The following is a 20,806-nucleotide window of genomic DNA, read 5'->3' as shown; positions in this document are numbered from 1 at the left end:
AGGAGGAGGGGTGATTTCTCCCACGGTCTGTACTGCGCGAACAGTCAGAAGCGAGTTATGACCCTCCTCCTCCCTTCAAGTCCTACCATACAAGCTGGCTTGCCGGCGATGAGGCCAGTGCAGTCGGCACAAGGCTTATGGGGCGTTGGTCGACACCCTTTGATACCAATCAGCCCTCATCCCTTTCCCTGAGTTACAATGCGCGCCACCGTGATTCTGCCAACAGGTGCGCCATGCAGCCCTACGCTATTGCCCCCTCCATTCTCTCTGCCGATTTCGCCCGTCTGGGCGAAGACGTCGACAAGGTACTGGCTGCGGGTGCCGACATCGTCCACTTCGATGTCATGGACAACCACTACGTTCCCAACCTGACCATCGGCCCGATGGTGTGCACTGCCCTGCGCAAGTACGGCGTGACTGCGCCGATCGACGTGCACCTGATGGTCAGCCCGGTCGACCGCATCATCGGTGACTTCATCGAGGCCGGCGCCACCTACATCACCTTCCACCCGGAAGCGACCCAGCACATCGACCGCTCGCTGCAATTGATCAAGGACGGTGGCTGCAAGGCCGGCCTGGTGTTCAACCCGGCCACCAGCCTGGACGCCCTGAAGTATGTGATGGACAAGATCGACATGGTGCTGCTGATGAGCGTCAACCCGGGCTTCGGCGGCCAGAAGTTCATCCCCGGCACCCTCGACAAGCTGCGCGAAGCGCGTGCGTTGATCGACGCCAGTGGCCGTGATATCCGCCTGGAAATCGACGGCGGCGTCAACGTCAACAACATCCGCGAGATTGCTGCCGCTGGCGCCGACACCTTCGTGGCCGGCTCGGCGATCTTCAACGCCCCGGACTACCAGGAAGTCATCGCCAAGATGCGCGCCGAACTGGCCCAGGCCCGCCCATGAGCGGCTTCGAGCAGCTGTTCCCGGGGACGCTGCCCAGGCTGGTGATGTTCGATCTGGACGGTACCCTGATCGATTCCGTGCCAGACCTGGCAGCCGCCGTGGACCGCATGCTGCTCGAACTGGGGCGCCCGCCTGCAGGCCTGGACGCCGTGCGCCACTGGGTCGGCAATGGCGCCCAGGTGCTGGTGCGCCGGGCGCTGGCGGGTGGCATCGACCACGCCGCCGTGGACGATGCGCTGGCCGACCAGGCGCTGGCGCTGTTCATGGACGCCTATGCCGAAAGCCATGAGCTGACGGTGGTCTACCCCGGTGTGCGGGACACCCTGCGCTGGCTGCGCAAGCAGGGCGTGGAAATGGCGCTGATCACCAACAAGCCCGAGCGCTTTGTCGGCCCCTTGCTGGACCAGATGAAGATCGGCAACTACTTCCGCTGGATCATCGGCGGCGACACCCTGCCGCAGAAAAAGCCGGACCCGGCGGCCTTGCTGTTCGTCATGCAGATGGCTGGCGTTACACCACAACAGTCACTGTTCGTGGGCGATTCGCGCAGTGATGTGCTTGCGTCCAGGGCGGCTGGCGTTCAGTGCGTGGGGCTGACCTACGGCTACAACCATGGCCGGCCGATTCATGACGAATCGCCGAGCCTTGTGATTGATGACCTGCGTGCACTGCTGCCCGGTTGCGAAGACCCGGCCACTGGGATAACGTTGGCGGAACTTCAAGCCTCACACGACAGAGAGTCCACCGTGGCGGTTACTGGCAAATTCTGGATGAAAGTCATCAAGGCCCTGGCCCGTTGGCGTTGGCGCGCCTGACTTCTGCCTGCCGGCGCGTGCCGGCCCATCCGTTTGCCCGACTTATTGCTGCTTGCCACGAGGCTACTCATGAACCGCGAAGAATTCCTGCGCCTGGCCGCTGCCGGCTATAACCGTATTCCCCTGGCCTGCGAAACCCTGGCCGACTTCGACACGCCGCTGTCGATCTACCTGAAACTGGCCGACCAGCCCAACTCGTACCTGCTCGAATCGGTACAGGGCGGTGAGAAGTGGGGCCGTTACTCCATGATCGGCCTGCCGTCACGCACCGTGATGCGCGTGCACGGCTACCACGTCAGCATCCTGCAGGATGGCGTCGAGGTGGAAAGCCACGATGTCGAAGACCCGCTGGCATTTGTCGAGGCCTTCAAGGACCGCTACAAGGTTGCCGACATTCCCGGCCTGCCGCGCTTCAACGGCGGCCTGGTCGGCTACTTCGGCTACGACTGCGTGCGTTATGTGGAAAAGCGCCTGGGTGCCAGCCCCAACCCGGACCCGTTGGGTGTGCCGGATATCCTGCTGATGGTGTCTGATGCGGTAGTGGTGTTCGACAACCTGGCGGGCAAGATGCACGCCATCGTGCTGGTCGACCCGGCAGAACAGCAGGCGTTCGAGCAGGGCCAGGCACGCCTGCAAGGCCTGCTGGAAACCTTGCGCCAGCCGACTACCCCGCGCCGCGGCCTGGACCTGAGCGGCCCGCAGGCTGCGGAGCCGGAATTCCGCTCCAGCTACACCCGTGAGGATTACGAAAACGCCGTCGGCCGCATCAAGGAATACATCCTGGCCGGTGACTGCATGCAGGTGGTGCCGTCGCAGCGCATGTCGATCGACTTCAAGGCCGCGCCCATCGACCTGTACCGTGCGCTGCGCTGCTTCAACCCGACGCCTTACATGTACTTCTTCAACTTCGGCGACTTCCACGTGGTCGGCAGCTCGCCCGAGGTGCTGGTGCGTGTCGAGGACAACCTGGTTACCGTACGCCCGATTGCCGGTACACGCCCGCGTGGCGCGACCGAAGAGGCCGACCGGGCGCTGGAAGATGAACTGCTGTCGGATGACAAGGAGATTGCAGAGCACCTGATGCTGATCGACCTGGGCCGTAACGACGTGGGCCGCGTGTCGTCGACTGGCAGCGTCCGCCTGACCGAGAAGATGGTGATCGAGCGCTATTCCAACGTGATGCACATTGTGTCCAACGTCACCGGCCAGCTGCGTGAAGGGCTGACGGCAATGGATGCACTGCGGGCGATCCTGCCAGCCGGTACCCTGTCGGGGGCGCCGAAGATTCGTGCGATGGAAATCATCGACGAGCTGGAGCCGGTCAAGCGTGGGGTTTACGGTGGTGCCGTGGGGTATTTCGCCTGGAACGGCAACATGGACACTGCGATTGCCATTCGTACGGCAGTGATCAAGGACGGCGAGCTGCATGTGCAGGCGGGGGGCGGCATCGTTGCCGACTCGGTGCCGGCGCTGGAGTGGGAAGAAACCATCAACAAGCGCCGCGCGATGTTCCGTGCGGTGGCGTTGGCTGAGCAGACTTCCATCTGATAAATCGATTGGGGCTGCTTTGCAGCCCTTCGCGGGCACGCCCGCTCCCACAGGGAAAGCACCTACTTCCAGGTCAGTGCAGTATCTGTGGGAGCGGGCGTGCCCGCGAAGGGCCGCAAAGCGGCCCCATCGATTCAGAAGTCCACGCTCACCCCCAGGCTCACACCCTGCTGCGTCAACTCATCACTCTTGCGCCAGTTGTAGTTCCCGCGCAAATGCACCCCCGCCACCACTTCATGACTAACCCCCAGGCTCGCCCGGGTCAGGTCGCTGTGCGGCGTATACCCGGTCAGGGTGAAGTCATTGGCCTGCAAGCTGGTCAGGTGCATCGTCACATCCTGCTGGTCATCCTCGAACTCATGCTCCTGCGCCACCTCGGCGAACAGCCGGGTACTCGGCAGCACTTGCACACTGCCCAGCAGCCCGACACCCAAGCGGCGTGACTTACGCTCCTGGTCGTCGAAGCCCAGTGCCGTCGAACGCCCGCTCTTCTCGTTGTAACCATCCACCTTCACTCGCGCGTAATCAGCGCTGATGAACGGCGCCAGCTGCCAGCGGCTGCTTTCGGCTGCCAGGTTGTAGCCCAGCCGCCCGGACATCGCCCAGGCCTCACCGTCGGTGTCGCCCTTTTCACTGCGCTCGTTCACGCCAAGGGCAAAGGTGCGCTTGAGGTCGCTGTAGTCCAGGTGCCCGGCGGTCAGCGCGGCATCAGCCCACCAGCGGTCCTGGCGGTATTGGGCGAAGGCGCTGGCCAGGTAGCTATTCAGTTTGTAGTCCGAATCATTGGCGCCTGCCTCCAGTTTTTGCCGGTACACACCGCCGGCCAGGCCCAGTCGCCAGGCGTCGTTCAACCGGTAGCTGCCGCCCAGGGTCAGGTTATAGCCACGGCCATCACCGCTTGCCGCACCGCGTTGGCCGTCGAAGTCCAGGTCTTGTGCGCCGGTGGCGACGAAGGCCTGCCACTGGCCAACGGGCTGCCAGGGCGTCTGCCACTGGTTGCGCAATTCGTCCTGGTGGGCACGCAGGCTGGCGTGAGCCATTTCTGGCAGTAAGCTCAGCTCCCATGGAGCGGAGATGATCGAGTAGGCGTAGTCGGCGATCAGCTGTTGCCCGGCGATGGTCGGGTGTACCGAGTCATTGAACAGGAGCTTGGTTGGGTCGGGTGTGGTGCCATTGATGCCGTACACCGGGTTTTCCACGCAACTGTCGCCGCTGTAACAGGTGCCGACCAGGTTCTGACCGCTGGCCAGGCCAAACTGTGTCGGGTTTGCCAGGGCCTCGCCGAGCAGCACAGGAATATTCAGCGGGATGATTTCAGCATCGATCTGGTTGAGCTGGCTGATCAGCGATTGGTTGAACACGCTGGACAGCTGCGACAGCGGGTTTTGCCCTGGGGTACCGCTGAAGTTGGGTGTCTGGCCCAGGTCAGGCAGCAGCCAGACCATGATGTAGCGGGCCCCGCCTTGTTGCAGCGCCTGTGCGCTGGCCGCTAGCCTGCCACCGGCTGCTGCCGCGTCGACAGGGCTGTTCACCAGGCCTTGGAGGAAATCGTTACCGCCTCCTGTCAGGTAGTAGAGCGCATTAGGGTCGGCCCATTGGCCATTGGCCAGATACCCCGGCCGTTCGCGCAGTACCAGCCCGGCGCCCTGATTACCGGGTGGTATGACGGTCTTGGAGATGCTGGTGATCGAATCCAGAATCTGCTGCGTGGTATAGCCGCCCACTGCCCAGTTGTTGCCGTCGGGGCGGATGCCTACCGAAGTTGATGGGTTGAGGTCGTCCGGGTTAACACCCAGGCGGCTGCCAAGGATCATCGGCGACACTGGCGCATAGTTACCGTCGGCATCGCGGTTGGTGGAGCGCAACCCGGCTGTACCGCCGGTCAGGTCTGGAAACTGCCCGGCATCACTCAGGCTGTCGCCAAAGACAATCAATGTCGAGTAAGGCGACGGTGCAGCGAATGCCTGGCTGCAGGCCAGAGCTAATGAGGCGAGGGTAAAGCGCAATAACGGGGCTTTTTGCATCCTGGAACATCCTTTTCTTTGTTTTTATGAGGACAACCCGATCGACCTTAGCAAATCGCGGGGCATGCCTCCCAAGTCCATTCGTTTCCCCGTGTTTACAGGCATATTGCGCCCGCCGCCCCGGTAGGCTACTGTGCCGGGACGTATGAGCGAGACCTATCCTGTGTTGATCGTCAGCAAACTCTTGATGCGCGTTATCAAGGCTCACGCCCGTTGGCGTTGGCGCGCCTGACTTTATCCCCTGCCGGCCCGTCCGGCCCGCCCCCGTTTACCTTCTTCATTTACAGCCCTTTGTGGCGAAGCCGTGCCTGTACCGGCTGCAAGAAGGTTCGAATTCTGAAGTCAGTAAATTCAAGAGGTTTAACACCATGTTACTGATGATCGACAATTACGACTCATTCACTTACAACGTCGTTCAGTACCTTGGCGAGCTGGGAGCCGAGGTCAAGGTCATTCGCAATGACGAAATGACCATCGCCCAGATCGAAGCCCTGAACCCCGAGCGCATCGTCGTATCCCCGGGCCCGTGCACGCCGAGCGAGGCTGGCGTGTCCATCGAGGCCATCCTGCACTTTGCCGGCAAGCTGCCAATCCTGGGCGTGTGCCTGGGTCACCAGTCCATCGGCCAGGCCTTTGGCGGTGACGTGGTGCGTGCCCGCCAGGTGATGCATGGCAAGACCAGCCCGGTACACCATCGCGACCTGGGCGTGTTCACCGGCCTCAACAACCCGCTGACCGTCACCCGCTATCATTCATTGGTGGTCAAGCGCGAAACCTTGCCCGAGTGCCTGGAAGTCACCGCCTGGACCGCCCATGCTGACGGTTCGGTCGACGAGATCATGGGCCTGCGCCACAAAACGCTGAACATCGAAGGGGTGCAGTTCCACCCCGAATCGATCCTGACCGAGCAGGGCCACGAGCTGTTCGCCAACTTCCTCAAGCAGACCGGCGGCCGCCGCTAAGGATCGAACATGGATATCAAGAGCGCGTTGAGCCGTATCGTCGGCCACCTGGACCTTTCTACCGAAGAAATGCGCGATGTCATGCGCCAGATCATGACCGGCCAGTGCAGCGAGGCGCAGATCGGCGCCTTCCTGATGGGCATGCGCATGAAAAGCGAAAGCATCGACGAAATTGTCGGTGCGGTTTCCGTGATGCGCGAGCTGGCGGACAAGGTTGAACTTGCAAGCCTCGATGGCGTGGTCGATATCGTCGGCACCGGCGGTGACGGCGCCAATATTTTCAACGTGTCCACAGCCTCTTCGTTCGTGCTGGCGGCCGCGGGTTGCACCGTGGCCAAGCATGGCAACCGCGCGGTGTCGGGCAAGAGCGGCAGTGCCGACTTGCTGGAAGCTGCCGGCATCTACCTGAACCTGACGCCAACTCAGGTGGCCCGCTGCATTGATAGCCTGGGCATCGGCTTCATGTTCGCGCAAAGCCATCATTCCGCCATGAAACATGCCGCCGGCCCGCGTCGTGACCTGGGGTTGCGTACCCTGTTCAACATGCTCGGCCCGCTTACGAATCCGGCTGGAGTGAAGCACCAGGTTGTCGGCGTGTTCGCTCAGGCCCTGTGCCGCCCGTTGGCCGAGGTGTTGCAACGCCTGGGTAGCAAGCATGTGCTGGTGGTGCACTCGAAGGATGGCCTGGATGAGTTCAGCCTGGCAGCACCCACCTTCGTTGCCGAACTGAAGAACGACAAAATCACTGAATACTGGGTAGAGCCGGAAGACCTCGGGATGAAGAGCCAGAGCCTGCATGGCCTGGCCGTCGAAAACCCGCAAGCATCGCTGGAGTTGATACGTGATGCGCTGGGCCGCCGCAAGACCGAGAACGGCCAGAAAGCCGCTGAAATGATCGTGCTTAACGCGGGCGCGGCGCTCTATGCTGCCGATCATGCCATGACCCTGGCTCAGGGCGTGGAACTGGCCCACGACGTACTGCACACCGGCCTGGCCTGGGAGAAGCTGCAGGAACTGGGTGCCTTTACAGCAGTATTCAAGGTGGAGAACGAAGCATGAGTGTGCCGACGGTGCTGGAAAGGATCATTGCCCGCAAGTTCCAGGAAGTGGCCGAGCGCAGCGCGCGCGTGAGCCTTGCCGAGCTGGAAAGCCTGGCCAAGGCCGCCGATGCCCCACGTGGCTTCGCCAACGCGCTGATCGAGCAGGCCAAGCGCAAGCAGCCAGCGGTAATTGCCGAAATCAAGAAGGCCTCGCCGAGCAAGGGCGTGATCCGTGAACACTTCGTGCCGGCGGAAATTGCTGTCAGCTACGAAAAGGGCGGCGCTACCTGCCTGTCGGTGCTGACCGATGTCGATTACTTCCAGGGTGCCGATGAATACTTGCAGCAGGCCCGCGCGGCGGTGTCGCTGCCGGTGATCCGCAAGGACTTCATGGTCGACCCCTACCAGATCGTCGAAGCCCGGGCTTTGGGTGCGGACTGCGTGCTGTTGATCGTGTCGGCGCTGGATGACGTGAAGATGGCCGAACTGGCCGCCACGGCCAAGGATGTGGGCCTGGATGTGCTGGTGGAAGTGCACGATGGCGATGAGCTGGAGCGCGCACTGAAAACCCTGGATACGCCGTTGGTGGGGGTGAACAACCGTAACCTCCATACCTTTGAGGTCAGCCTGGAAACCACCCTTGACCTGCTGCCACGCATTCCGCGTGACCGTCTGGCGATTACCGAGAGCGGTATTCTCAACCGGGCCGATGTGGAGCTGATGGCGATCAACGAGGTTTACTCGTTCCTGGTGGGCGAGGCGTTCATGCGTGCCGAGCAGCCGGGGTTGGAGTTGCAGCGGTTGTTCTTCCCCGAGCAGGTGAAGAAGACTGTTCAGCAACTGGACTGATCAAATGAAGCCGGCGTTCTTGCCGGCTTTTTTGTATGCCTGTCATGGCCCTTTCGCGGGCTCGCCCGCTCCCACAGGATGGTCACCGCCTTGTGGACCTGTGATGCACCTGTGGGAGCGGGCGTGCCCGCGAATAGGCCCTTGAAAATAACATCGAAGGTGGATCAATGACCGATCAACCCCTGGCCCTGACCGTCGAGCAGGGCTTGCACGCCGAGCAGGAATTGCTCGCCGCCGTGTGCCGCGGCGAACGCGAAAGTGGTGTGCTGTTCTGGCGCCCCACCGACCATGCGCTGGTCATGCCCCGGCGCATGAGCCGCCTGGATAACTTCGAAGCCGCCTGCTCGGAGCTGGCGATTGCCGGCTGGCCGGTGTTGCTACGCGAGACGGGTGGTGAGCCGGTGCCGCAATCCCATTCGACCGTGAACGTTGCTTTGGTCTACGTCGCCCCGCGCAGCGAAGGCGATCACGGCCGTATCGAGAGCGCCTACGAGCGCCTTTGCCTGCCGCTGTGCGACGTACTGCGCGAGTGGGGTGGGGTTGCGTCGGTGGGGGAAATCGATGGGGCGTTCTGCGATGGCCGCTACAACGTCAACCTCAATGGCCGCAAGCTGGTAGGCACAGCCCAGCGCTGGCGCCAGGGCCTGGGCGGCAAGCGCCCTGTAGTGCTGGTACACGGAGCGTTGTTGCTGGACAACGAGCGTGAGTCGATGGTGGCGGCGGTCAACCGCTTCAATGAGTGCTGCGAGCTGGAGCAACGCTGCCGCGCCGACGCGCACATCGCTTTGCACGAAGTGGCGCCCGAGGCGCCCTGGTTCGAGCGCCTGTCGCAGGCCTACGCCAAGGTGCTGGCAGACCTGCCCAAGGACTAGCGGGTACCGTAGACCACCATGGTCTTGCCCTTGACCTGTACCAGGCTGCGTTCTTCAAGGTCTTTGAGGACGCGGCCGACCATCTCCCGGGAACACCCGACGATACGGCCGATTTCCTGGCGGGTGATCTTGATCTGCATGCCGTCGGGGTGGGTCATGGCATCGGGCTGCTTGCACAGTTCCAGCAGGCAACGGGCAACCCGCCCGGTGACGTCGAAAAAGGCCAGGTCTCCGACCTTGCGGGTGGTGTTGCGCAGGCGCTGGGCCATCTGGCTGCCCAGGGCGTAGAGGATTTCCGGGTCCTGGCGGGCCAGTTCACGAAATTTCTCGTAGCTGATTTCGGCCACTTCGCACTCGGTCTTGGCTCGCACCCAGGCACTGCGTTGCTGTTCGCCGTCAACCGGTTCGAACAGCCCCAGCTCGCCAAAAAAGTCGCCATTGTTGAGGTAGGCGATGATCATTTCATGGCCCTCGTCATCCTCGATGAGGATGGTTACCGAACCTTTGAGGATGAACGACAGTGTTTCGGCCCGGTCGCCGGCGCAGATGATGTTGCTTTTGGCGGTGTAGCGGCGGCGCTGGCAATGTACCAGCAACTTGTCGATGTTCTTGATCTTGGCAGGTAGGGCGGAGGCAACCATCACGAAATCCTGTTCGATGCGACGCATAGGCTTTTTATAGAGGCTGGCCGGCGCCAGGCGCCAGTCATTTGGCGCCAGCTTATCAGACACTACTGGATGTTTCGGCACTAAACCGACACGTCTCGCGCTTTTCCCACAGCCGTACAAGGTCTAAGCTGACACCCTTTTCCGAAAATCAGGAGTGCGGGTAGATGAAGGCACGTATCCAGTGGGCCGGTGAGGCCATGTTCCTCGGCGAATCGGGGAGCGGCCACGTCGTCGTTATGGACGGCCCGCCCGAGGCCGGCGGCCGCAACCTGGGTGTTCGCCCGATGGAAATGTTGCTGTTGGGCCTGGGTGGCTGCAGCAGCTTTGATGTGGTGAGCATCCTGAAGAAGTCGCGCCAGGCAGTGGAAAGCTGCGAGGCGTTTCTGGAAGCCGAACGTGCCAGCGAAGACCCGAAGGTGTTTACCAAGATTCACATGAACTTCGTGGTGAAAGGGCGTGGGTTGAAAGAAGCCCAGGTCAAGCGGGCAGTGGAGCTGTCGGCAGAGAAGTACTGCTCGGCTTCAATCATGCTGGAGCGCGCCGGGGTCGAAATTACCCACGGGTATGAAATCGTAGAGCTGGGTTAAAGCAACGATTTTTGGGGCTGCTTCGCAGCCCATCGCCGGCAAGCCAGCTCCCACAGATGTATCGCCAGATTCAAGGCAAGCGCTGTACCTGTGGGAGCTGGCTTGCCGGCGATGGGCCGCAAAGTGGCCCCGGCAATGTCAGCGCCGAAGCGCGGGAAGTGCAGCTTGCACCCACCCTGGCAGTCGTCCTCGCATCACCTGGCTCAACCGCTCCCGCCGCTTCTGGTAAACCAGCCCCAGCCAGATAACCCCCAGCCCGATCAAGGTCACCACCACCGGGAACAGCAACGAATCGGCAAACACCTCGTACGAAAGATACCCAAGGTAAGCCGCCACCCCCAACGCACCAAACACCATGAACACCGGCCGGCGCAGAAGCACCGCCATACCCATCAGCGCAATGTTGATCAGGCAGTACAGGGCCTTGCCCAGTTCGCTGCCACTGTCCACCAGCGTCAACCCGCCCCAGAATGCCGCAAGCCCGGCCAGGTAGCCCCAGCGGGCGTAGTCCTCACGCGTGCGACCGTCTATCACCAGGAACACCACCAGCAGGCCCAACCCGAACCACAGCGAAACCTCGCGCCTCTGCTCCCAGCTGAACGGCGAGCCAAATACCCATTCGCTCAGGTCCATCGACATGAACCACAGGGCCACGGCTATCGGCATGACGACGAACGGGTAGGGGATCAGCCGCAGCATCAGTAACCCGGCAAGCATCGTGGCAGCTTCCATGGCCAGCCAGCCGCCCTGCACGTAGGTGTAGTACTGGTGATAGTCGGCCTGCGCGTCGTCCAGTGGCCACCAGCCGGCCAAACGTTCGATGGCGAACACGGCCAGCGGCACAATGCTGACCGCCACCGCCGCCAACACCCCGGCAGCAACAGGCTGGGCACGGCGCTGCAGGTTGAGGGCGAACAAGGTGATCAGCAGGATATAGAGGCTGGCGATGATCAGCAGCGCGCCGTCACCGATGCTCGTCCACGCTTCGGTGAGCAACCAGCCCATGGCCGCCATGATCAGCATGGCGCCAAAATAGAAAGCGACATGGGCCAGCTGGAAGCTGCCACGTGCAGCCGGTTGCTGGCGCAGGAATGCCAGCAGGCTTTGGTCCTGGCCCGGCTGGAGAATACCGGCCTGCACGGCGCGCGCCAGGTCCTTGGCGTCGAAACGGTCCGTCATGATGATGCCTTCAGATGCGGTAAGTGCTCTTGGTCATGACCTTGGCCAGCAAGCTCATGCCAAAGCGGACCGGCGCCGGGAAACGATAACCGCCGGCTTCCAGTGCGGATTCGGCGTGCTGCTCTTCGTCGATGCGCATTTGTTCGAGAATGGCGCGGGACTTTTCGTCTTCGTGCGGGATCTGCTCCAGATGCTCGTCAAGGTGCTTGCACACCTGATGCTCGGTGGCGGCGACGAAGCCCAGGCTGACCTTGTCGCTGACCAGCCCGGCAAGTGCGCCGATGCCGAACGACATGCCGTAGAACAGGGGGTTGAGCACGCTCGGGTGGCTGTTCAGCTGGCGGATGCGTTGCTCGCACCAGGCCAGGTGGTCCACCTCTTCTTCGGCAGCATGCTCCATGGCCTTGCGCACTTCGGGCAGCTTGGCGGTCAGGGCCTGGCCCTGGTACAGCGCTTGGGCGCACACTTCACCGGTGTGGTTGATACGCATCAGCCCGGCGATGTGGCGGGTCTGCTGCTCGTCGAGGTCGACGTCCGGCTGGACGATGGCCGGCGATGGCCGGGCGGGTTGGCCGCTGAAGGGCAGCAAGGTGCGCATGGCGGTATCGGCCTGCAGCAACAAGCGGTCGAGCGGCGAGTAGTGACGTTCGGTAGCCATCGGGCACCTCCGCAAGAATGTGCCCGACAGTTTACCGCAATAGCGGCGGGGTCGCTTGCCGTGGATCAGCCCGGTGGCCAGTTCATCTGGCGCTGGCCAAGCACGTGCATATGGATGTGGTAGACGGTCTGGCCGCCTTTCGGGTTGCAGTTCATGACCACGCGGAAACCTTCCTCGCAGCCTTGCTCGACTGCCAGGCGCTGGGCGGTGAACAAAATGTGGCCAGCCAGCGCCTTGTCTTCTTCGGTCAGGTCATTGAGCGTACGGATGTGTTTTTTCGGGATGACCAGAAAATGTACCGGTGCCGCGGGTGCAATGTCCTTGAAGGCCAGGATCTGGTCGTCTTCGTAGATGATATCCGCCGGGATTTCCCGGTTGATGATTTTGAGGAATAGATCGTCCACAGCACTTGCTCCATGGTGAGGGTCGGGCCGAGTGTACTCAGCCAGGCGCCGCTCGCCCAGTGGCTATTCCATGCCGGCCGGGCAATAGCGCCGGTGGAGGGCCCCGGCCAGTTTGCACACCAGCCAGCGCGGCAGCAGGCGCGGCGCAAACGCCAGCCAGCGGTTGCGCCGGCCAGGCAGGATCAGTGCGCGGTTCTTGTCCAGGGCACGCACGGTATACAGTGCCACTTCCTCGGGGCTGAGGCAGCGGGGCTTGCCATCGAGCCGCGCAATACGCCGGCGCGAGGAGCGCACCGGGCCGGGGCACAGCACCGAAACCTTGATGCCGGCACGCTTGAGCTCTTCGCGCAGGGCCTGGGAAAAACTCAGTACGTACGCCTTGCTGGCAGCATAGGCTGCCATCCAGGGGCCAGGTGCGACCCCGGCCAGGCCGGCGACGTTAAGGATCTGCCCACCACCCTGTACGGCCATCAGGTTGCCGATGGCGTGGCACAGGCGGCTCAGGGCCAATACGTTGACCTCCAGCAGGTCCTGCTCGTCGGCCCACTCATGGGCCAGGAACGGCCCGTAGGTACGCAAGCCGGCACAGTTCACCAGCAGGTCGATACGCCGTTCGCCTTCTTCCAGCTCCAGCACGAAGCCAGACAGGCGTAGCGGCTGGCTGAGGTCGCAGGCGCGGAACAGCACCTCGACACCAAAGCGTTGGGTCAGTTCGATGGCAACCGGTTCCAGCGTTTCACGCTGGCGTGCCACCAGGATCAGGTTGCGCCCGCGCCGTGCCAGGGCTTCCGCCAGGGCCAGGCCCAGGCCGCTGGAAGCACCAGTGATCATGGCGTAACGGGTCATGCAAGGCTCCTGGGGGCGGAAGAGGGCGCCTAGTGTACAGCTTGGCCGGGCAAGGTGTTGCCTTTTGCTACAAGGTGCGGGCGTGCAGGGCCTGGCAGCGCTCCAGGGCCTCCCGGTACTCTTTGTGCAGCCGTTCGATCAATACACTGGCGCTGGGCATGTCATTGATTTCGCCGACACCCTGGCCTGCCGACCATACGGTCTTCCAGGCTTTGGCTTCTTCGTCGATCGGCTTGAGCTTGCCTGGTTCGTGGCCGCCCTTCAGGGCGTTCATGTCGTAGCCGGCCTGTTCCAGGCTCGGGCGCAGGAAGCTGGCGGGGATGCCGGACACTGCCGGGGTGTGGATGATATCGGCAGCATGGGCATCGAGCAGCATCTGCTTGTAGGCATCCTGGGCCTGGCTTTCTGCGGTGGCAATGAAGCGTGTGCCCATATACGCCAGGTCCGCTCCCAGCAGTTGCGCGGCCAGGATCTCGTGGCCGTGGTTGAGGCAGCCGGCCAGCAGCAGGGTTTTATCGAAGAACTGGCGTATCTCTGCGGCCAGGGCGAATGGGCTCCAGATACCTGCATGGCCTCCCGCGCCAGCAGCGACGGCAATCAGCCCGTCGACACCCGCTTCGGCGGCCTTCTCGGCATGCCGGCGTGTGGTGACATCGTGAAACACCAGCCCACCGTAACTGTGCACGGCATCGACCACTTCCTTCACTGCGCCCAGGCTGGTGATCACGATCGGCACGCGGTGTTCCACGCACAACGCCAGGTCGGCCTGCAGGCGTGGGTTGGTCGGGTGCACGATCAGATTGACCGCATAGGGCGCGGGCGCCTGCAATTGTGCAAGACCCGCCTCGATCTCTTCCAGCCAGGCCTTGAAGCCGGCACTGTCGCGCTGGTTCAGGGCCGGGAAACTGCCCACCACGCCGCTGGCGCAACAGGCCAGTACCAGTTGCGGGTTGGAAATCAGGAACATCGGTGCGGCAACCACGGGCAGGCGCAGGCGTTGTTCGAGCGAGGCGGGTAGCGACATGGCAAGGCTCCTTGAACGGGTGGCTATGTCAGAACGGTTTGACCACCACCAGAATTACGATACCCAGCAGGAACAGCACGGGCACTTCGTTGAACCATCGATAGTAGACGTGGCTGCGGGTATTGGTGCCGCTGGCGAAGCGTTTGCGCTGGGCACCGCACACGTGATGGTAGCCGGTCAGCAGGATGACAAGTGTCAGCTTGGCATGCAGCCAGCCCTGGCTCAGCCAGCCGGGGGTGAGGTAGAGCATCCACGCACCGAACACATAGGTGGCGATCATCGCCGGGTTCATGATGCCGCGGTACAGCTTGCGCTCCATGGTCACGAAGCGGTCCTGGCTGACGCTGTCCTGGCTCTGGGCGTGGTAGACGAACAGCCGGGGCAGGTAGAAAAGGCCGGCGAACCAGCAGACCACGCTGACGATATGCAGCGCTTTGATCCATAGGTAAAGCATTGAGGGAGTTCCTTCAGGTATTCACGGTCGTCAGATAGTAGTGGCCAAGCAGCCGAAGGGTCACCCGAAGAGTTGTTACAGGCGCCTTGCGCCCCTATTATCGTGCGCTTTCCAGACGGCTCGTTGATAAGGGGCAAGCGTTATGATCAAGGTCGGTATCGTCGGCGGCACGGGTTACACCGGCGTCGAACTGTTGCGTCTGCTGGCACAGCATCCACAGGCCGAAGTGGCGGTCATCACTTCGCGCTCCGAGGCGGGCGTGGCGGTGGCGGACATGTACCCGAACCTGCGCGGCCACTATGACGGGCTGGCGTTCAGCGTGCCGGACAGCAAGGCCCTGGCGGCCTGCGATGTGGTGTTTTTTGCCACCCCGCACGGTGTTGCCCATGCCCTGGCCGGCGAGCTGCTGGCGGCCGGCACCAAGGTGATCGACCTGTCGGCCGACTTCCGCCTGCAGGATGCCACCGAGTGGGGCAAGTGGTACGGCCAGCCGCACGGTGCGCCAGAGCTGCTCAAGGATGCGGTATATGGCCTGCCTGAGGTCAACCGCGAAAAAATCCGCCAGGCGCGCCTGATTGCTGTGCCGGGTTGCTACCCGACCGCAACCCAGTTGGGCTTCTTGCCGCTGCTGGAAGCGGGCCTGGCCGACCCGTCGCGCCTGATCGCCGACTGCAAGTCGGGTGTCAGCGGCGCTGGCCGGGGTGCGGCAGTGGGGTCGCTGTTCTGCGAGGCCGGTGAAAGCATGAAGGCCTATGCGGTCAAGGGCCATCGTCACCTGCCTGAAATCAGCCAAGGCCTGCGCCTGGCGGCTGGCAAGGACATCGGCCTGACCTTCGTCCCGCACCTGACGCCGATGATCCGTGGTATCCATGCCACCTTGTACGCGAATGTGGTCGACACCTCGGTTGACCTGCAGGCGCTGTTCGAGAAGCGTTACGCCGATGAGCCGTTCGTCGACGTGATGCCAGCGGGCAGCCACCCGGAAACCCGTAGCGTGCGCGGCGCCAACGTCTGCCGCATTGCTGTTCATCGCCCGCAGGGTGGTGACCTGGTGGTGGTGTTGTCGGTGATCGACAACCTGGTCAAGGGTGCGTCGGGCCAGGCGGTACAGAACCTGAACATCCTGTTCGGCCTGGACGAGCGCATGGGGCTGTCCCACGCGGGCCTGCTGCCGTAATCATGATGTGCAGAAAGTGCCCGCCTTGTGCGGGCCTTTTTGTTTGTCACGACTAAAGCCGCACAATTCTTGACCAATTTTCTCGGAGAAGCGGATAATGCGCGTCATCGAGTTTTAAGGCGGCTACCGCGCCGGGAGAATCAACATGAGCGTCGAAACCTTCACCCCTACCGGCCTGGAATTCACCCATGGGGCAGCCCAGAAGGTGAAAAACCTGGTCAACGAGGAAGGCAATGAACGTCTGAAACTGCGGGTGTTCGTGACCGGTGGTGGTTGCTCGGGCTTCCAGTACGGCTTCACTTTCGATGAGGATGTGGCCGAAGACGACACCATCGTCGAGCGTGAAGGCGTATCGCTGGTGGTCGACCCCATGAGCTTCCAGTACCTGGCCGGTGCTGAAGTGGACTACCAGGAAGGCCTGGAAGGCTCGCGTTTCGTGATCAAGAACCCGAATGCTGCCACTACCTGCGGTTGCGGGTCTTCGTTCTCGATCTGAGGCCTGGCCGTACGAAAACGCCGCGCAATTGCGCGGCGTTTTGCGTTCTGGCGCAGCGGTTACGCCGGGTAGATTGCGCCCAGTACGCGTAGGCCTTTGGCGGCCGTGACGCTGGGCCGGTTGGCGGCGATGCCCTCGAGGCAGCAGTGGGCCAGCCAGGCAAACGCCATGGCCTCTACCCAATCCGGGTCAACACCATGGGCGCCAGTGCCGGTGACGTGGGCTTCAGGCAACAACTGGCCGAGACGGGTCATCAGTGCACCATTGCGTGCGCCGCCACCACATACCAGCAGTGCTTGCGTGCCTTGTTGGGCTTTGACCAGCGAGTCGATGATGCTGCGTGCGGTCAGTTCCAATAGTGTCGCCTGTACATCCTCGTCGCGGTAGGCAGGCAGGCGGGCCAGGTGGCCATCCAGCCAAGGCAGGTTGAACACCTCGCGCCCTGTGCTCTTGGGGCCGCTGCCGGCGAAGAACGGGTCGGCCAGCACTGCGCTGAGCAAGTCGGCCTGCACCACGCCCGATGCGGCCCAGGCGCCGTCGGCATCATAGGCCTGGCCCCGCTTGCGCTCGATCCAGGCGTCCAGCAACACGTTACCGGGGCCGCAGTCGAAACCGTGCACGGGATTGGCCTGCTCGATCAGGCTGAGGTTACTGAAACCGCCCACGTTCAAGACTGCCAGGCGCTGGCCGAGGTGGCCGAACAGGGTTTCGTGGAAGGCCGGCACCAGTGGCGCGCCTTGGCCGCCGGCGGCCACATCACGCCGCCGGAAGTCGGCAACCACGCTGATGCCGGTAAGCTCGGCGAGCAGCGCCGGGTTACCGATCTGCACGGTAAAGCCGCGAGCGGGTTCATGGCGGATGGTCTGGCCGTGGCTACCGATGGCGCGGATGGCATCGGCCTGCAGACCCTGACGGGCCAGCAGTTGGCGGATGCCTTCGCCTGCCAGGCTGGCCCAGCGGTTTTCAGCCAGCGCCGCACGTGCGACCTCGTCAGGGCCGCTGCTGCACAGGGCAAGCAGATCCTGACGCAGGTCACCGGGCATTGGCAGGTAATGGGTGGCGAGCAGTTCAAGCTGCTCGCCTTGCTCGATCAACGCAATGTCCAGGCCATCGAGGCTGGTGCCGGACATTACTCCCAGGTAAAGCGCCATGGGCTTAGCGCTTGTTCGCTGCGAGCAGGGTGGCCTTTTCCTGATCCATGCGGGCGATCAGGGGCTGGCTCTGCTGCAGGAAGCGCTGGCGCTCGTTCTTGGCGATCGGGTCGGCCATCGGAACCTTCTGGCTCAGTGGGTCGACATGCACGCCATTGACCTGGAACTCGTAATGCAGGTGAGGCCCGGTGGACAGGCCCGTGGTGCCGATGTAGCCAATGATCTGGCCCTGCTTCACGGTGCCGCCAGTCTTGATGCCCTTGGCAAAGCCCTGCATGTGGCCGTACAGCGTCTTGTAACGGTTGCCGTGCTGGATGATCACGGTATTGCCATAGCCGCCACGGCGCCCGGCCAGCTCGATGCGGCCGTCACCGGCAGCCTTGATTGGCGTACCGCGTGGGGCGGCGTAGTCGACGCCCTTGTGGGCGCGGATCTTGTTCAGGATCGGGTGCTTGCGGCCTGCGGAGAAGCGCGAGCTGATGCGGGCGAAGTCTACCGGGGTGCGGATAAAGGCCTTGCGCAGGCTGTTGCCATCGGCGGTGTAGTAGGTGGTATTGCCCTGTTTGTTGGTGTAGCGCACGGCGGTGTAGGTCTTGCCGCGGTTGGTGAAGCGGGCAGACAGGATGTTGCCGGTGCCGACCACCTTGCCGTCCATCACCTTCTGCTCGTAGACCACATCAAATTCATCGCCTGGGCGAATATCCTGGGCGAAGTCGATGTCGTAGCCCAGCACACGTGCCATGTCCATGGTCATGCTGTGGGACAGGCCGGCGCGCTGGGCCGAGGCCGACAGCGAGCTTTTGATCACGCCGTGTGCATAGGCGGTGCGTACCACCGGCTTGCTGATCTCACGGTTGAAGGTGTAGCCCTTGGCAGACTTGGTCAGGCGAATGGTTTCGAGGTTGCTGACCTTGCTGTGCAGGCTGGCCAGTTGGCCGTCTTTGTCGAGTTCGAACTGCAGTACCTGGCCGTGCTTGAGCTGGCTGAACTGCTTGGCCTGCTTGTTACTTGCCAGCAGGTCATGCACTGCATTGGCCGGCAGGCCAACCTTGGCGAACAGGGTGGACAGTGTATCGCCACGGGCCACGGTAACTTCGCGGTGGCCAGGCTCCTTGGCAGCCTCGGCGACGGGTTCGACCGCAGGGGCTTGCTGTTCGGCTTTCTGGGTCTCGGGGGCTGCCTCTTCGATCTGGGCGAACGGCGAGCCTTGCTCGCCCTCGGCCTGCACCAGGGGGGCAGAGCGGGATTCGTCTTTCAGCTGCTCGGCAGGGCTCTCCAGCTCGAGGTTGAGGGTGGTTTTCTTGGCTTCCACTTCGCTGGAAGGAAATACCAGCAGAGCAAGGCTGAGCAGGGCGGCTATGCCGCTGGCGGCCAACAGATGGCTTTTCGGATAAAGCGGGGGCGCTTTAGGCGGTTCGTTGGTCATGGGCAAGGTGACTTTGAAAAAAGTGAAATGGAAAAGATGAATGACATGATGAAGATGAAATAACTGTATAAAATATAACCAAATCCATTTTCACGCAAGGGCGCGTAGACGCCGCAAGCCTGTGCCCGGGTCACATTCCTTTGCGAAACTTGTATTTGACGGCCGATCTTGTATGGTTGGCTCCCCCTGAATCTGAGCCTTGCGGGTTTGTCTATGAAGTCGGTTGAAGAGCAGCTGGCGCTTATAAAGCGCGGCGCGGAAGAAGTACTGGTCGAGTCGGAACTGGTGGAGAAGCTCAAGCGCGGCCAGCCTCTGCGCATCAAGGCCGGCTTCGACCCGACTGCACCTGACCTGCACCTTGGCCACACGGTGCTGATCAACAAACTGCGCCAGTTCCAGGAGTTGGGCCACCAGGTCATCTTCCTGATCGGTGACTTCACCGGCATGATCGGTGACCCGAGTGGCAAGAGCGCCACGCGCCCGCCGCTTACCCGTGAGCAGGTGCTGGACAACGCCGAGACTTACAAGCAGCAGGTGTTCAAGATTCTCGACCCGGCCAAGACCGAGGTTGCGTTCAACTCCACCTGGATGGACACGCTGACCCCGGCCGACTTCATTCGCCTGGCGTCGCAGTACACCGTGGCGCGCATGCTTGAGCGCGACGACTTCGACAAGCGTTACACCACCAACCAGCCGATCGCCATTCACGAGTTCCTCTACCCGCTGGTCCAGGGTTATGACTCGGTAGCGCTGAAGGCGGACGTCGAGCTGGGTGGTACCGACCAGAAGTTCAACCTGCTGATGGGGCGCGAACTGCAGCGCGCCTACGGCCAGGAAGCGCAGAACATCGTCACCATGCCGCTGCTTGAAGGGCTTGATGGCGTGAAGAAGATGTCCAAGTCGTTGGGCAACTATGTGGGTATCCAGGAAGCGCCCGGGGTGATGTACAGCAAGCTGGTGTCGATCCCGGATACCTTGATGTGGCGTTACTTCGAGCTGCTGAGCTTCCGTTCGATGGAAGAGATCGAGCAGTTCCGTGCCGATGTCGCCAATGGTGCCAACCCTCGTGACATCAAGATCAAGCTGGCAGAAGAGATTGTTGCGCGCTTCCACGGTGAAGAGGCTGCGGCCAACGCTCACCGTGCTGCGGGTAACCGCATGAAGGAAGGTGAACTGCCGGAAGACCTGCCGGAGATCGAAGTGGCTGCGGCGGAAGACCTGCCGATTGCTGCTGTGCTCAACCGGGCTGGCCTGGTGAAGAACTCGGCGCAAGCGCGAGACCTGCTGGGTGCAAGTGCGGTGAAGGTTGATGGTGCAGTGGTCGACAAGGACTTCATGTTTGCGCTCGGTGCTACTCATGTATGCCAGGCGGGCAAGAAGTCGTTTGGCCGGGTGACCCTCAAGGCCGAGTGATCGCCTGGTGGTGTAGCTATATAGAAGCGGGGAGGCCGAAAGGCCTCCCCGTTTTGTTTTTCAGTAATATTAAAGTTTCTTGAAATTAAGGGTTGACGCGCTTTTGAATCCCCTTATAATGCGCCCCACTTCCAGCGACAACGGAACGACAAACTCCTTGAAATTCAATGAGTTAGCCGATTCGGAAGGCGCTGAAAGGGCTACGATCAGATGATCGCAAGCGGTTAAGATGGTGGTTGACAGCGCTTTTAAACGCTGTATGATTCGCCTCCCGCTACGAGAGATCGCAGCGAGCCAAGTGTTTG

22 protein-coding genes are annotated in these 20,806 nt (G+C 62.2%); 11 read left to right on the top strand and 11 right to left on the bottom strand.

What is annotated here, in order from left to right:
- Nucleotides 1–233: 233 nt before the first annotated feature.
- The 3 genes from rpe (at nucleotide 234) to trpE (ending at nucleotide 3,271) form a co-directional block, all read left to right on the top strand.
- Complete coding sequence (gene rpe / locus ACFY9W_RS28080; protein ID WP_016484625.1) at nucleotides 234–908, top strand: ribulose-phosphate 3-epimerase; 675 nt, start codon at nucleotides 234–236, stop codon at nucleotides 906–908.
- A complete protein-coding gene (locus ACFY9W_RS28075) occupies nucleotides 905–1,723 on the top strand; it encodes a phosphoglycolate phosphatase (RefSeq protein WP_391137807.1) in 819 nt (272 codons plus the stop codon). Before rpe ends, ACFY9W_RS28075 begins: the two co-directional genes overlap by 4 nt.
- A gap of 69 nt (nucleotides 1,724–1,792) precedes the next feature.
- Complete coding sequence (gene trpE / locus ACFY9W_RS28070) at nucleotides 1,793–3,271, top strand: anthranilate synthase component I (RefSeq protein ID WP_391137804.1); 1,479 nt, start codon at nucleotides 1,793–1,795, stop codon at nucleotides 3,269–3,271.
- Nucleotides 3,272–3,405: 134 nt separating this feature from the next.
- Here trpE and estP read toward each other — a convergent pair whose 3' ends face one another.
- Complete coding sequence (estP, locus tag ACFY9W_RS28065) at nucleotides 3,406–5,295, bottom strand: esterase EstP (protein WP_391137801.1); 1,890 nt, start codon at nucleotides 5,293–5,295, stop codon at nucleotides 3,406–3,408.
- A 368-nt stretch (nucleotides 5,296–5,663) separates the two neighbouring features.
- On the opposite strand from estP, the gene ACFY9W_RS28060 reads away from it, so the two are divergent.
- The 4 genes from ACFY9W_RS28060 (at nucleotide 5,664) to ACFY9W_RS28045 (ending at nucleotide 9,018) form a co-directional block, all read left to right on the top strand.
- The gene (locus ACFY9W_RS28060; RefSeq protein ID WP_391137798.1) at nucleotides 5,664–6,257 is read left to right on the top strand and encodes an aminodeoxychorismate/anthranilate synthase component II; all 594 of its coding nucleotides are present in this window, start codon (nucleotides 5,664–5,666) and stop codon (nucleotides 6,255–6,257) included.
- 9 nt (nucleotides 6,258–6,266) lie between these two features.
- Complete coding sequence (gene trpD, locus ACFY9W_RS28055) at nucleotides 6,267–7,316, top strand: anthranilate phosphoribosyltransferase (RefSeq protein WP_391137795.1); 1,050 nt, start codon at nucleotides 6,267–6,269, stop codon at nucleotides 7,314–7,316.
- Nucleotides 7,313–8,146 carry an indole-3-glycerol phosphate synthase TrpC gene (gene trpC, locus ACFY9W_RS28050; protein ID WP_391137792.1) on the top strand — a complete coding sequence of 278 codons (834 nt, stop codon included), beginning with the start codon at nucleotides 7,313–7,315 and terminating at the stop codon, nucleotides 8,144–8,146. The genes trpD and trpC overlap by 4 nt, the downstream gene beginning before the upstream one ends.
- A 167-nt stretch (nucleotides 8,147–8,313) precedes the next feature.
- Nucleotides 8,314–9,018, top strand: coding sequence for a biotin/lipoate A/B protein ligase family protein (locus ACFY9W_RS28045; protein WP_391137790.1), 705 nt, complete (start codon nucleotides 8,314–8,316; stop codon nucleotides 9,016–9,018).
- Here the strand turns inward: ACFY9W_RS28045 and crp are convergent.
- Nucleotides 9,015–9,659, bottom strand: coding sequence for a cAMP-activated global transcriptional regulator CRP (gene crp / locus ACFY9W_RS28040; protein ID WP_391137787.1), 645 nt, complete (start codon nucleotides 9,657–9,659; stop codon nucleotides 9,015–9,017). The genes ACFY9W_RS28045 and crp overlap by 4 nt on opposite strands.
- Before the next feature lie 191 nt (nucleotides 9,660–9,850).
- On the opposite strand from crp, the gene ACFY9W_RS28035 reads away from it, so the two are divergent.
- Nucleotides 9,851–10,273 (top strand): OsmC family protein, encoded by a 423-nt coding sequence (locus ACFY9W_RS28035; protein WP_004376171.1) that lies wholly within the window; start codon nucleotides 9,851–9,853, stop codon nucleotides 10,271–10,273.
- A gap of 138 nt (nucleotides 10,274–10,411) precedes the next feature.
- Here the strand turns inward: ACFY9W_RS28035 and ACFY9W_RS28030 are convergent, their stop codons facing one another.
- The 6 genes from ACFY9W_RS28030 to hemJ form a co-directional block, all read right to left on the bottom strand.
- Nucleotides 10,412–11,452: a DUF2157 domain-containing protein gene (locus tag ACFY9W_RS28030; RefSeq protein ID WP_391137784.1), complete on the bottom strand. Its 1,041-nt coding sequence runs from the start codon at nucleotides 11,450–11,452 to the stop codon at nucleotides 10,412–10,414.
- 10 nt (nucleotides 11,453–11,462) lie between these two features.
- Nucleotides 11,463–12,110, bottom strand: a complete 648-nt coding sequence (coq7, locus tag ACFY9W_RS28025; protein ID WP_016484635.1) for a 2-polyprenyl-3-methyl-6-methoxy-1,4-benzoquinone monooxygenase — start codon at nucleotides 12,108–12,110, stop codon at nucleotides 11,463–11,465.
- A 65-nt stretch (nucleotides 12,111–12,175) separates the two neighbouring features.
- On the bottom strand, nucleotides 12,176–12,514 hold the full coding sequence (locus ACFY9W_RS28020) for a histidine triad nucleotide-binding protein (RefSeq protein WP_003255518.1): 339 nt from the start codon (nucleotides 12,512–12,514) through the stop codon (nucleotides 12,176–12,178).
- A 63-nt stretch (nucleotides 12,515–12,577) separates the two neighbouring features.
- Nucleotides 12,578–13,360: an SDR family NAD(P)-dependent oxidoreductase gene (locus ACFY9W_RS28015; RefSeq protein ID WP_391137779.1), complete on the bottom strand. Its 783-nt coding sequence runs from the start codon at nucleotides 13,358–13,360 to the stop codon at nucleotides 12,578–12,580.
- Nucleotides 13,361–13,427: 67 nt separating this feature from the next.
- Entirely contained in the window at nucleotides 13,428–14,384 is a 957-nt protein-coding gene (locus ACFY9W_RS28010; protein ID WP_391137776.1) for a nitronate monooxygenase, read from the bottom strand.
- 28 nt (nucleotides 14,385–14,412) lie between these two features.
- Nucleotides 14,413–14,838, bottom strand: coding sequence for a protoporphyrinogen oxidase HemJ (gene hemJ / locus ACFY9W_RS28005; RefSeq protein ID WP_391137773.1), 426 nt, complete (start codon nucleotides 14,836–14,838; stop codon nucleotides 14,413–14,415).
- A gap of 142 nt (nucleotides 14,839–14,980) precedes the next feature.
- Between hemJ and argC the strand changes: the two genes are divergently transcribed.
- Nucleotides 14,981–16,015: an N-acetyl-gamma-glutamyl-phosphate reductase gene (argC, locus tag ACFY9W_RS28000; protein WP_019472953.1), complete on the top strand. Its 1,035-nt coding sequence runs from the start codon at nucleotides 14,981–14,983 to the stop codon at nucleotides 16,013–16,015.
- 145 nt (nucleotides 16,016–16,160) lie between these two features.
- Nucleotides 16,161–16,511, top strand: coding sequence for an iron-sulfur cluster insertion protein ErpA (gene erpA, locus ACFY9W_RS27995; protein WP_003255511.1), 351 nt, complete (start codon nucleotides 16,161–16,163; stop codon nucleotides 16,509–16,511).
- A gap of 59 nt (nucleotides 16,512–16,570) precedes the next feature.
- On the opposite strand, the gene ACFY9W_RS27990 is transcribed toward erpA, so the two are convergent.
- Together ACFY9W_RS27990 and ACFY9W_RS27985 are read right to left on the bottom strand one after the other, a co-directional pair.
- Nucleotides 16,571–17,662 carry an anhydro-N-acetylmuramic acid kinase gene (locus tag ACFY9W_RS27990; RefSeq protein WP_391137770.1) on the bottom strand — a complete coding sequence of 364 codons (1,092 nt, stop codon included), beginning with the start codon at nucleotides 17,660–17,662 and terminating at the stop codon, nucleotides 16,571–16,573.
- A 4-nt stretch (nucleotides 17,663–17,666) separates the two neighbouring features.
- Complete coding sequence (locus ACFY9W_RS27985) at nucleotides 17,667–19,088, bottom strand: peptidoglycan DD-metalloendopeptidase family protein (RefSeq protein ID WP_391137767.1); 1,422 nt, start codon at nucleotides 19,086–19,088, stop codon at nucleotides 17,667–17,669.
- Between the two features lie 213 nt (nucleotides 19,089–19,301).
- Here ACFY9W_RS27985 and tyrS point away from each other — a divergent pair, with 213 nt between their 5' ends.
- Nucleotides 19,302–20,501 (top strand): tyrosine--tRNA ligase, encoded by a 1,200-nt coding sequence (gene tyrS, locus ACFY9W_RS27980; protein WP_391137764.1) that lies wholly within the window; start codon nucleotides 19,302–19,304, stop codon nucleotides 20,499–20,501.
- Between the two features lie 69 nt (nucleotides 20,502–20,570).
- On the opposite strand, the gene ACFY9W_RS27975 is transcribed toward tyrS, so the two are convergent.
- On the bottom strand, nucleotides 20,571–20,806 hold a 236-nt coding region (locus tag ACFY9W_RS27975; protein ID WP_391137761.1), incomplete at its 5' end, for a hypothetical protein.

It is taken from the genome of Pseudomonas sp. NPDC008258 (assembly GCF_042956345.1).
Classification (GTDB): Bacteria; Pseudomonadota; Gammaproteobacteria; order Pseudomonadales; family Pseudomonadaceae; genus Aquipseudomonas.
This window is presented reverse-complemented; position numbering and strand designations above follow the sequence as displayed.